This is a genomic window from Parabacteroides goldsteinii DSM 19448 = WAL 12034 (genome assembly GCF_000969835.1).
GTDB classification, from domain to species: Bacteria; Bacteroidota; Bacteroidia; order Bacteroidales; family Tannerellaceae; genus Parabacteroides; species Parabacteroides goldsteinii.
On sequence record NZ_KQ033912.1, the window covers coordinates 1,379,509 to 1,392,743 of the forward strand.

8 protein-coding genes are annotated in these 13,235 nt (G+C 44.5%); 3 read left to right on the forward strand and 5 right to left on the reverse strand.

Annotated elements, in window-relative coordinates:
• Complete coding sequence (trxA, locus tag HMPREF1535_RS05305) at nt 1-315, forward strand: thioredoxin (RefSeq protein ID WP_007655346.1); 315 nt, start codon at nt 1-3, stop codon at nt 313-315.
• Here the strand turns inward: trxA and mnmC2 are convergent.
• The gene (mnmC2, locus tag HMPREF1535_RS05310) at nt 310-975 is read right to left on the reverse strand and encodes a tRNA (5-methylaminomethyl-2-thiouridine)(34)-methyltransferase MnmC2 (protein WP_046145501.1); all 666 of its coding nucleotides are present in this window, start codon (nt 973-975) and stop codon (nt 310-312) included. The two genes, trxA and mnmC2, sit on opposite strands and share 6 nt — an antisense overlap.
• 395 nt (nt 976-1,370) lie before the next feature.
• Here mnmC2 and HMPREF1535_RS05315 point away from each other — a divergent pair, with 395 nt between their 5' ends.
• Both HMPREF1535_RS05315 and HMPREF1535_RS05320 read left to right on the forward strand, forming a co-directional pair.
• Nucleotides 1,371-3,707 (forward strand): TonB-dependent receptor, encoded by a 2,337-nt coding sequence (locus HMPREF1535_RS05315; RefSeq protein WP_392391958.1) that lies wholly within the window; start codon nt 1,371-1,373, stop codon nt 3,705-3,707.
• Between the two features lie 103 nt (nt 3,708-3,810).
• A complete protein-coding gene (locus HMPREF1535_RS05320; RefSeq protein WP_046145503.1) occupies nt 3,811-6,483 on the forward strand; it encodes an ATP-binding protein in 2,673 nt (890 codons plus the stop codon).
• 168 nt (nt 6,484-6,651) lie between these two features.
• Here the strand turns inward: HMPREF1535_RS05320 and HMPREF1535_RS05325 are convergent, their stop codons facing one another.
• From HMPREF1535_RS05325 to HMPREF1535_RS05340, 4 genes are read right to left on the reverse strand one after another with little or no spacing between them, the layout of a single operon-like run.
• A complete protein-coding gene (locus tag HMPREF1535_RS05325) occupies nt 6,652-7,170 on the reverse strand; it encodes a lipid-binding protein (RefSeq protein ID WP_046145504.1) in 519 nt (172 codons plus the stop codon).
• A 4-nt stretch (nt 7,171-7,174) separates the two neighbouring features.
• Nucleotides 7,175-7,891 carry a BT_2262 family domain-containing protein gene (locus HMPREF1535_RS05330; protein ID WP_046146417.1) on the reverse strand — a complete coding sequence of 239 codons (717 nt, stop codon included), beginning with the start codon at nt 7,889-7,891 and terminating at the stop codon, nt 7,175-7,177.
• Between the two features lie 29 nt (nt 7,892-7,920).
• Nucleotides 7,921-9,432, reverse strand: a complete 1,512-nt coding sequence (locus tag HMPREF1535_RS05335; protein ID WP_046145505.1) for a SusD/RagB family nutrient-binding outer membrane lipoprotein — start codon at nt 9,430-9,432, stop codon at nt 7,921-7,923.
• Between the two features lie 19 nt (nt 9,433-9,451).
• Nucleotides 9,452-12,667, reverse strand: a complete 3,216-nt coding sequence (locus HMPREF1535_RS05340; RefSeq protein ID WP_046145506.1) for a SusC/RagA family TonB-linked outer membrane protein — start codon at nt 12,665-12,667, stop codon at nt 9,452-9,454.
• Between the last annotated feature and the right edge of the window lie 568 nt (nt 12,668-13,235).

A 13,235-nucleotide genomic window follows, 5' to 3' on the forward strand; every position in this document is an offset into this window, starting at 1 on the left:
ATGGCACTAGAAGTTACAGATGCAAATTTTGAAGAGTTAGTAAACGCAGGCAAGCCTATGGTCCTTGACTTTTGGGCTGAATGGTGTGGCCCCTGCCGCATGGTAAGTCCGATCATCGACGAACTGGCAACCGAATACGAAGGTAAGGTTACAATCGGTAAAATGGACGTAGACAACAACAACGATGTCGTTGCCCAGTTCGGTATCCGCAATATTCCGACCGTTCTTTTCTTTAAAGACGGGAAATTAGTAGACAAACAGGTAGGTGCAGCACAGAAATCGGCTTTCGTTGCTAAAATCGACGCACTTCTATAATGAAGACTTTATAGCGCGGAGCATTTCGCGTTTTCCCGGAGGGCCGGGTATTCTTTCAACGGAATACCCGGCCTTCTGCATCATACGGCGGACTACTCCTTTGGCACAATAGGTGGTAAGGATTCCTCCTTCCGCCATATGCGCATATAATTTATCAAATATCTCCTGACTCCACATTTCCGGTTGCTTATCCGGAGCAAAAGCATCGAAATAAACGAGGTCTATTCCTTCCGGCAATTCACAGTGATTACTATCTCCCTGTATTTTATGCAAAATGAAACGATCGGTTATTCTTACAGCTTCATTCCAGGTGGCAACATGCAGGGCCTCAAACCATTCTTTCTTTTCCGGACAGATCACGTCGCCGTAATTCAGCGCCCGGACCAGTTCGGCTCCAAGCGGATAAAGTTCTATGGAATAATAGTTCACAGAGCGATTATTCTCTTCTGCATCCAATAAAGTAAGGAAAGCATTCAACCCCGTCCCGAAACCAATCTCAAAAACTGTAATATCCTTTTTTACCTGATGATGCAATCCGGCTTCAATAAATACATGGCGCGATTCCTGTACCGCCCCGTTTACCGAATGGTAATGTTCATCCATCTCCGGAATAAATAATGTATGGCTACCGTCAGCCGTCTGCTGTAATTCTCGTTTCATCTGATTCTGCACTACTATACTTGCATTTGACCGCAAAGGTAAGGAAAATTAAACAGAGTTAGGCAGAGACATGCATTACCCCTATTTCAGGCAAAGTCAACCCTATACTGAGAACATTAGTATCATATATTATGATATTACTTTCTCATATATTATAATACTCTATTCGCATAATATATGAAAATACAGTATCATAATATATGATATTTCCATCCTTCACCAGATAAGAACTTGGGGAATCCTAGTATGCGCCCGGTAATGATGCAATAATTACAGTTCATATCCTATTAGAACCAATCCTTCCCTAATATTATAGTATCTTTGCCAAAAAACCGATAGCGATGTATAAAAGAGCATATATCTTCCTGGTATTATTTATTGTCTGCATCCAGTTCATGCAGGCCCAGAAAAGCTATTCCATAAAAGGGATCGTAAAGGAAGCTGCAAGTGGTGAACCGGTGCCTTACGCAACAGTGGTGATCTGGAACACAACACAAGGAACAGCAACCGATTCCGTCGGCAATTTCGAGATCACCGGAGTCGCCCCCGGCAGTTATCGTCTTCAGGCCTCCTTCCTGGGATATAAGCCGGAAGTAACCGCCGAGTTCCGCGTTGCCAATAAAGATATATTTTTCCCGATCGAGTTGGAGCCGGGTAGCGAAAACCTGCAGGAAGTCAGTGTTGTGGCTTCCCCGTTTCGTAAAACAGCCGAAAGTCCGCTCGGACTGCGCGTTATAGGCTTCAAAGAGATAGAAAAGAGTGCCGGAGGTAACCGTGACATATCGCGTGTCGTACAATCTTTTCCCGGAGTCGCTTCCACGGCTGCATTCCGGAACGACCTGATGGTAAGAGGCGGCGGTCCTTCCGAGAACCGTTTCTTCCTGGATGGAGTAGAAATTCCGAATATCAATCACTTTTCAACACAAGGCGCTTCGGGCGGACCGGTCGGAATCATTAATCCTGATTTCATACGCGAAGTAAACTTCTATTCGGCAGCATTTCCCGCTGCCAGAGGGAATGCATTAAGCTCCGTGCTGGATTTCAAACTACAGGACGGGAATAAAGAAAAGTTCTCCCTGCGCGGAGTGGTCGGAGCCTCCGATGTCGGACTGTCGGTTAACGGACCGATGGGCGACAAAACAACCTACCAGGTCTCCATCAGGCGTTCATATCTGCAATTTCTGTTCGACATGATCGGACTGCCGTTCCTACCGACTTTCACCGATGCCCAGTTCAAGATCAAACATGCTTTCAACAAGAAAAACGAACTCACTTTTCTCGGATTAGGAGCCATAGACGATATGAAACTGAATACCGGGATGAAAGATATGAGCGAAAAGAACCAATATATCCTGGCTTACCTGCCGGTTGTAAAACAAAAGACCTATACCCTGGGAGCCGTCTACAAGCATTATACCGGGAAAAACATCTATTCAGTTATCGTCAGCCGTAGCCAGATGAACAACAAAAACATCAAATACCGGGATAACGACGAAAGCATGCCGGAAAATCTTACGCTCAATTACCGCTCGGACGAGATAGAGAACAAACTCCGTAGCGAAAATATCTTCCGCCTCCCTTACATACAACTCCAGACAGGTGGCAACATCGATTATTCGGAATACACAAACCATACATTCCAGAAACAATTTACCACTATTCCCCGGGAGATCACCTATCAGACCGACCTGGGAATCTGGAAATGGGGATTGTATGCCACCGCCATCTACGAAAGCGACAATGAGCGTTTTACCGCCTCGCTGGGACTTCGTGCCGATGCCAACAATTATTCATCTAAAATGAAGAATATGCTTGACCAACTCTCGCCACGCCTTTCGTTGTCTTACCGGATAGCCGGCGATATCTACCTGAACGCCAACGCCGGGCGTTACTATGAGTTACCTCCGTACACCGTTATGGGGTTTAAGGATAACGACGGGAATTATGTCAACAAGGGAAACGCCCTTCAATATATCCGTAGCGACCAGGCCGGACTGGGACTGGAATATCGTCCCTCCTCTTTCCTTAAATTCACAGCCGAAGGGTTCTACAAACATTATAACCGCTATCCGATGTCGGTCATCGACAGCATTCCTTTGGCCTCGAAAGGAACCGACTACGGTGTTCTGGGAAATGAAGCCGTCACCTCCACCGCTACCGGACGAGCTTACGGTATGGAACTGATGGGGCGCTGGTATAATTACAAAGGGCTCACTTTCATCGCTTCCTACACTTATGTCCGCAGTGAATATAAAGACGGAAGAAATACAGGTAAATACCTTCCTTCCGCCTGGGATAACAAACATCTGTTCACCTTCAGCGGTACCTATTCACTCCCCAAAAACTGGGATATAGGCGCCAAACTCCGGGTAGTAGGCGGCGCACCATACACACCTTACGATGTGGAGAAAAGCAGTTATGTGGAAGCCTGGGATGCCAGCGGCAGCCTTTACTACGACTACAGCCGCTTCAACAGCGAACGCCTGAAACCATTCACCCAGCTGGACCTGCGCATAGATAAAACATTTTATCTGAAAAAAGTAATGCTCGGGTTCTATATCGATCTTCAGAACGTACTTAATTCGAAATACAAAGAACAGGACGTCTATATAAAAACAGGTAAAATACTGAACCCCGATGCCCCAAAAGGAGAACAACGATATGAATTGAAACCGGTAGAACGCATGACCGGAACGATGTTGCCCAGTATAGGAATCATGATAGAAATATAATACCCTTGATTTTCTTCTGTTTTTATTGACCATAGTTCTACATAGATCACAAATAATTCCTATTTTTGTAGCCGGGAAACAGACAGTAACAGAGAAGATATCAATGTTGAAAGTGATTCTAAGAAATATTATATGCCACATACAAATACTATTCATACTTGTATGTATTATTATGTCTATCCCGGCCCATGCTGAAGACACCCATCCGATCCTTATTATCAGCTCCTATAACCCGGATACCCGTAATACCACGCAAAATATCTCCGAATTCATGGAGGAGTACAAACGTCTGGGAGGTACAGCTCCGGTCATCATAGAAAACATGAACTGTAAAAGTTTGCCGGAGGCTCCTTTATGGAAAGGAAAAATGGCAACCTTGCTAAAAAAATATAACAACGAGAACACTCCGCAGGCCATAGTCATTCTAGGCCAGGAAGGATGGTCTTCTTACCTGTCGCAGGATGAACCGATCCTAAAAGATATTCCTATCCTGTGTGGGATGGTTAGCCGAAATGCGGTCATTCTGCCGGACTCCAATACCGTAATGGCAGACTGGGACCCGGAGAGTATTGATATCCAAAGTTACATAGACAACGGATTCTATCTGTCTGGTTTTATCTATAATTATGATATAAAAAAGAATATAGAACTGGCTTTGAATCTTTATCCCGCAACAAAGCATTTTGCTTTAATAACAGATAACAGCTACGGAGGTATCTCTTTGCAGGCACTGGTAAAAAAGGAAATGAAAAAGTTCCCGGACCAGAATCTCATACTGCTGGACGGCCGGAAAAATAATATCTACACCATTGTCGAACAAATAAAGAGACTTCCAAAGGAAACCGTAATCCTACTGGGAACCTGGCGTGTAGATGTAAACGACGGGTATTATGTAGGTAACGCAACCTACACCATGATGGCAGGCAACCCGAATCTTCCGGCTATCACACTGACTTCTATCGGACTTAGCCATTGGGCAATAGGCGGTTACATGCCTAAATACCGTTCCATCGGTAAAGATCTTGCCAAACAGGCTATCGATATCCAAACAAAGAAAGTACTCCAAAAAGAGATGAAGGCAGTAAGTATTCCCAACGGATATACTTTCGATGCCAAAAAACTAAGAGAGTTCAATATAGAAAGAGACTGTCTGCCTGCCGATTCCACGTTGATCAATGTGGAGGGCAATCTGTTTATCAAATACAGATTTGAGATCTTGCTGATCGTTGCATGCGTATTGTTACTTTTCCTGATAATGATCCTGTTCTTCCTGTTCAGAACCAACCGGTTGAAAGACGAACTGATGGACCTGCAGAAAGACAATGTTATTATTATGAATAACATTCAGTCTTCTATCCGTTTCATAAAACCGGACTATTCGGTCAAATGGGAGAATCAGATAAAAATGCCTTGCAGTCCGCAATATGGTCCTAGAAACTGCTGCCTGGTTAAAAACGGGCTGAAACCATTCTGCGATGAATGTGCGCTGATTTCCGCCATGGAAAGCCGGAAGCCTTTCGAGCTTGTCAAGCAATGTGCCCCGGGTGAATATACACATGTATTTGCCAACCCAATACTCGATGCAAAGGAAAATCTTTTGGGTGTAGTATTCAAGAAAGAAAATGTCACCAAGCAGAAACTAGCTGAGAACGAATTGAGACTGGCTAAGGAAAAAGCAGAAGAATCGGATCACCTGAAATCGGCCTTCCTTGCAAATATGAGCCATGAGATACGTACGCCGCTTAATGCGATTGTCGGTTTCTCCGGCCTGCTTGCCATGACCGAAGAATTGGAGGAACGCGAAGAATACATCAATATTATCAATAACAATAATGAACTCCTGTTGCAATTGATCAATGATATTCTGGACCTGTCCAAGATCGAGGCCAATACGCTCGAATTTGTTTATTCAGATGTCGATATCAATCAGTTATTATGTGATATAGAACAGACCTCCCGCCTGAAAGCGGCAGAAGGCGTGCAGGTTTCATTTGTCGAAAAGATGTCTCATTGTATCATCCGGACAGACAAGAACCGCTTGTCGCAGGTAATAACCAACTTTATCAACAATGCCATCAAGTTCACCAAAGAAGGCGGAATACGTTTCGGCTATCAACATAAGGACGGCAAATTACTATTCTTTGTCTCCGATACCGGATGCGGCATCGATAAAAAGATCAAAGACAGCGTTTTCCAGCGCTTTGTCAAGTTAGACAGTTTCGCTCAGGGAACCGGGCTCGGACTGTCTATCAGCCAGATGATCGTACAGAAGCTGGGAGGAGAGATCGGCGTGGAATCTGAACTGGGACAAGGTTCGACTTTCTGGTTCACCCTACCCGATACGGTTATTGAAGAATCGCACGTTGCTGCGGCAGAACCTGTACAAATAGAAATACAGAATAATGCCTTTACTGAGAATAACAATAAAAAGTCAACCTTACTGATTGCCGAAGACAACGAAAGCAACTACACGTATATAAAAGCAATCCTCAAGGAATATAACCTGGTACATGCCTGGAACGGTCAGGAAGCAGTAGACTTATACAGAAAATATCATCCGGACATGATCCTCATGGATCTAAAAATGCCGCTTATGGACGGATACCAGGCAACGAAAGAGATACGCAAAGATAATACTGTTATCCCCATCATAGCCGTGACCGCTTTTGCCTTTGCCGAAGACGAACAACGGGTGAAACAGAGCGGCTTCAACGATTATGTAGCCAAACCGATCAAACCCAACGATCTGAAAAAGAAGATAACAGAGCTTTTGTAGACTATTGTTATATGGAACGTGTACCCGGAAATTGCAGGGTAATTATAATCAGACACAATGAATAGTACAATTAAAAACAAGGCCGGAACGAGTATCCCTACTCACTCCGGCCAACTTGTGTGTCTAGTAAAAAATTTCGGTTAGCTTGATATATTGTATATGTCCCTATTAATCATCAACGGCAAGTCCTGTATAACGATATCCGGACACTTTGTATTTGGCATAGCCGTATTGAGCCGGATACTCGTCGTCACTGAATGAGACGTAATATACGATACTGTCAGCTGGCGTACCATGAGGCGTCGTAGCTGCTCCCGGCAAAATCTTGCCACCGTCGATCGTTACATTGATCGGATCGCCGACCTCATTTGTTGCAGCTCCCGATGTGGCAAAAGTCAACGTATTTACATCTGACTGAACCTTTACTTTATATTCCCAGAAGTTCCCCAGATCATCCACATACATTTCTGTAGGCAGATTAGCTGCTGTATTGTAAGTATTCAGCATAACGCGTCCCAATCCGAAGAAATCCTCTTCAACCACATTACCGCTTCCGTCGACAGCATCCACCGTTACAGTCCATTCACCGGCAAGGGCCTCGGTAGCTGTCCCGCCGATTTCGTCTTTCTCGCAGGAAAACAGCAAGACTCCTGCACACATCATCAATAAATATATTACTTTCTTCATATCCTTATCGTTTAGTCATTGTTACATAGAAATCCATGGAACCGGCATATCCAACTTGCCAGGAAAGCGTATTTGTAGCCGAATCGAACTTACCCTCTTTCATATAGTCGGCCGAATCGCCCCAGCCGGCAACTGAACTTGAAAGCATCTCTATAGAACCATCTTCAGAGACTTTAATATCGCCCGGCATGGAATAGGCGATACCGTAATTAGCACGCTTGTCGTACCAACCGCCCAGCAAGTCGCTCACTGCATACGTACCGTTGCCATTGTTGAACACAGTCATTTCGTAGCTGGCACCATAAGGCGTTTCGCCGGCACTGCTGACACGATAACTTGCCGGATCAACGTAGTATACGCCTTCTACCGGATCATTCTGATCTGTCACGATCACCTTACGGCTGGCAGTTGTAACGAATCCGTCGGCATTCACAATCGAGTAAGCCACTGTATATATGCCTGACTTGTCCATATTTACATTAGAATCCACCTGCACCTGATCGGTCACATCTTCACCATTCAGAATCGCTGTATAACCGGGATCGGTAAACGTACCTCCCTTGGCACAATAAAGTGTTGTACCTCCATCCGCCGAATTTTCCAAAGTCAACTCCGGATAGTAGGTTATAAAGGTCATTCCCTCCGTACTATCATCCCCGCAACCGGCCAACGAAAAAACAGCCAGTACGGATATTATCATATATGTTAATTTACTTTTCATCGTCATATTTCTCTATATTGAATGATTACTTATTTACCCCAGAACACAGGTGATGTATAACCCGGGAAATCGGGCGTGTTTTCATTACGCGAAGAAGAACTTTCTGCATACGGATAACGTTCCAACAGCTTATTTTCTCCCACTTGTCCGAATACTAGGATCGGAGTATACAACGTACCGGGAACATAAGCCGACACATTATAAGAATCCTGATCACCTTCAGTATAGAAATCGCTACCCTTCGCCTTTCCAAATGCCGGATAATTCAGACGGCGCATTTCACACCAGGCTTCGAAAGGATTCACACCAGACAGTGCTACCCATTTGGCAATACCCAGACTCTGTTCCATATTGCTTGCATTATAAGGATAACGGGCCACATACTCAGCTGCCCCTCCTACACCAGCCGAAGCAAAAGAAGCCTCAACGGCAGCTGCATAATGCGAAGCAGCCTCAACGGCCGAACCGTAGCGGGCATAATACTCAGCCTTGAAAAACTCGATCTCTGCCAACGTAATCAAATAAACCGGCATATCGTAGCTGGCCACCGGACGGCACCAATCTTGTAACTTAGTAGTCGATTTCGGATAGTTAGTACCCGAGATACCGCCCATATATTGTCCGGCCTTGTTTTTATCGAAGAATTTAGGCAAACGAGGGTCTTCATACACAACATTACCTTCGCTGTCTTCTATACGCATAGTACCGATGATAGCCAGGTTGGCCGCAATATTAGTCTGAGTAGATCCCCAAGTCGTAGCAAATTCTTCCGAATAAAACGGATTCATGGCTCCCGGCACATTATTCCAGCAATCTTTATAACTAACATCCTCGTCAGGAAAATTATTTTCCGCGATCAGAGCAGCCACTTCAGACTTCACATCCTTCACCGTAGACATACGCATCAGCATTTTTAATTTCAATGCATTCGCAAACTGAATCCACTTGCCAGCCGTTGCCGACGGGAAAAGGAAGTTCGTACAAACAGGACTCGAAGCAACCACATTTTCCAAAGCTGCGTTGATCTCTGCAATCACCCCCTCATACACCGTCTGTCCGTCATCGTACTTGGGCGTAGGGTAGTTATCCAAGTCCATGGCCTCCGTATAAGGCACTTCGCCATAACAGTCTACCAAAGCTTCATAGACAAAAGCCTTCAATACAGTACCGGCAAGATAAGTTCCCCAATCTTCTTCGGCGGCCGACTTATTCATTAGCGTTTTCAAGTTAGAGAGGGCCTTCTGATTGAACTGTGTGTAGGTACCGCTGCTACGCGTAGCCGACATATTGAACTGTGAATAATCCACATAGTTGCTGGTACCGAACAGGTGGGCATACTGCTGTGCATGGAAACCGCCGGCAATCCGCAAAAAGTTACCATAGCTCGAAGCCATGTTCATCTCGATGACAGGCATCAACATATAGGTTTCGATATTCTCTTCGGCCGGCGAATTCGGATCGGTATTGATATCCAAATAACTGTTACAAGAGCTGAAACCCAACCCCAATGCCAGGGCAGATGCTACTATTATTTTTTTCATATCTTCTTTCTCCTTAATTTTAGAATTTAACACTCAGGTTACAGCCAAATACACGGCAAGACGGATTGGTATAAAGCTCACCGAATTGCGTTGCCAAATCACCGTAAGAAGCCTGAGACACTGTAGTCGACTCCGGATCCACATAATAGTTATCTGAGGCAGTCCAAGTAAAGACATTGTTACAGAATGCCGTCACGGAAAGATTGCTCAACGACATCTTACGAACCCATTTCTTAGGCACGTTCCAAGTCAGGCTGATATTACGCAACTTGACAAACGAACGATCCAGCAAATAAGCCTCGCCACCAAAACCGTAACCGTAATCATTAAAATAAGTTTGATAACTTCCGTTGCCCAAATAAATCGGGGTGGAGTTTTCCGTATAAGTACCATCGGCATTTTCGCGCACCGAATTAGGAATGATGAAAGGACGACGTTCGTTATAAGAAGTCACGATACCGTTACCGGTAAACTGCATCAGGTTTTTCGTACGGGAGAACATGTAGCCACCCTTACGGATATCGAAAGCAGCACTCAGCGTGAAATCTTTATACGTGAAAGCCGTATTAATACCGCCTGTCCAGTCGAAATTCATATTCTTTCCGGTATCTTCAACCGTTGTACCTAAAACGGGCTGACCGTTTGTATCCACGATAGGCTTGCCATCGGCTGTATATTTAGGCAAATAAGTATAGAACTGTCCCATCGGTTTACCCTGTTCGGCATACATATAAACAGCATCATTTCCTGCTGAGAAATCATATATGGAGACTTTACCACCTTCCAGGCTTTCAGGCAATGAAATTACTTCATTCTTATTCTTTGAGAAGTTGAAGCTCAAATCCCAACGGAAATCTCTCGTCTGTACGGGTACCGTATTGATCACCAATTCGACTCCCTTGTTACTTACTTCACCGAAGTTGGTTACCATATAGCTATAACCCGTCGACGGATCGGTCGGCAGGGTAAAGATCTGATCCTTCGTATTACGGTTATAATAAGCGGCATCCACTCCGAAACGTCCGTTGAAGAACTGCAAGTTCAAACCGACTTCAAACTCCGAAGTCATTTCAGGTTTCAACGTATTGCTACCCTTTGTGTTGGACGACATGAAGGCATTCACTCCGTTCATGGGGAACTTAGCCACATCGCTACCATAATATCCATGAGCCGTACCCTGTACATAAGTCACACCCGTACGATACGGAGAGGCGTCATTACCGGTTTTACCATACGCCAGACGAGCCTTACCGAAAGTCAATATCTTGTTTTCAGGAATCAATTGCGTGAAAATCCAGCTCAACGTAGCTCCCGGATAGAAGAAACTATTGTTGTCGATAGGCAATGTAGACGACCAGTCGTTGCGGGCTGTCACGTTCAAATAAATCATATCATCCCATCCCAGGGTAACATCACCGAAAAGACCTACCAGGCGGCGTTTGCTCTGGCTCTCGGACAAAGTTGTCTTTGTCGCACCGTTGCTCAGATCCCAGAACCCGCTGTAGAAAGTCAAGTCGTCGGTCTGACCGGTCATAGAAGTTGCGCTGCGTTCATTCATATTGACACCCGCATTCACGTTTACATCCAGACGGTTATCAAGGAAACGTTTGGCATAGTTTGCCAGGAAATCATGATTGAACTCATAACGGCGTCCGTATGCAGCATACACATAACCGCTTTGGTTCATATTCGACGGGGCATATCCATAATCGTTATTAATCAAAGCATCGTCAAGAGCGATCTGGGGACTGCCCACCTTACGGTCGTAATCCGTATAGTCGAATCCCATACGATAAGACAGGCGCAGGTCTTTGATCGGATTTACATCCAACTGAACCTTTCCGTATACCTGTTTTGAAGCCGTATGGTTATAATTGTTTTCCAATGCCCAATAAGGGTTGGTGATGCCATAAGGAGTGAAATAAGCCTCCGGCGTATTGAATGCCGAGCTTGTATTCTTCATATCCACAACAGAGACGTCGCGCGGCAATTCGAGCACACCGTCAATTACGGAAGTACCCTGGAAACTACCTACGGCATCCGTGCTACTCCGTGCGAAGTTAACAGAAGAAGAAACCTTCAACCAATCGTTTGCTTTATAGCTGCCGCGGAAAGCGATCGTATTACGTTCATACGTATCATAATCATAAGGCATGATACCATCATCATTCGTATATGAATAAGACAGATAATAATCCATCTTCGCATCGTTCGTCACACCACTTAAAGAAAGTGTATGATTCTGTGACCACCCCGGTTCGAAGAATTCTTTCACATTATCTTTCTTTGCACTGTATTCGTGGATAAGCTGCTGATTGTTCCATACCGGACCGTAGACTTGCATAGAGCCATCCATTGCAGGACCCCACGAACCGTTCTCGATGAAGGTCTGTGCGCCGTTCCATCCCTGTCCGAAGGTATTCTGGAAATCAGGTAAAAGCGACACCATACGAGCCTGTACGCTACCGCTATAATTGATCGAGAAGTTACGGTTGTCGCCTCTTTTTCCCGACTTGGTAGTGATTACGATCACACCATTTGCCGCACGGCTACCATACAAGGCAGTTGCTGCCGCCCCTTTCAAAACCGTCATCGACTCGATATCTTCGGAAGCCACGTTGCTGATACCGCCCAGGGCTACGTTTTTACCGCTTCCCGAACCCATACTGTTCTGCAAAGGCACACCGTCTACTACGTAAAGCGGCTGGTTGTCACCATTAATGGAGCTAAATCCGCGAATCGTAATATTACTTACGGCACCCGGATCAGCAGATGTAGAACTAACCTGTAGACCGGCCACTTTTCCGGACAAAGCATCTGCTACGTTAGTAGTACGCGAACTGATAATTTCATCGCTTTTTACGGTTGTTGCCGAATAACCCAGCGTTTTTTCCGAACGCGAGATACCCATGGCGGTAACAACCACTTCATCCAGATTCTGCGTATCGGTTTGTAAAAAAACATTCACGACCGGCTTTACGGCTACTTCCTGTGAATTCATACCTACATAAGAGATTTGTAGGATTTTCCCTTCTTGCGGAACGTTAAGAGTAAATTTACCGTCTATATCGGTCACAGTACCGATAGTCGTACCCTTAACCATAACAGAGGCGCCGATAATCGGCTCTCCATCGTCCGCCGAAGTGACGGTACCCGTCACTTTCGTGTACTGAGCCATTGCTGTACAGATACCTATAACCAGGTACAGCAAGATAAATGTTAGCTTCTTCTTCATAGACACTATGTATTAAATCAGATAATAATATTAACACTAGAAATCGTAGTTCCCGTAGGACTATGGTAACAAGAGGTTGCAAAGATAGAGAAATAATAACATATATTAATTTTAATAACCAGTATATATCACATATTAAATAAGTCTTTGACGGATAGTATATAGACTTAAAGTGCATGAATAAAAATTACAACCAATTGTGTGTACACTATGGGAAAATAAACAAAATGAGCACTTGTTCATTCACATTTACTTCCTAGATGCCTAGCATCTGCACAAGTTGTAAGTTCGTTTAAAATACATTTACACAATCTAACTAAGAAGGGGTTAGACAACGCATATCCGATACTTTATTCCCGATGTTTACGATGGTACAAACTGATTCTAAACGAATTCACAGCTGGTGCAGATCCTAGTATTCTCACGGATAAAACTTAATGAAAAATTGCCGATTCTGTTAGCTAACTAAATGAATAGAGATAATAGATTGTTAGTGTTATCCAGGCACTTTTAGCCTATCTACTTTCCGGCGAGGAACTATCTATCATGTGGAATATACTTATTTCTA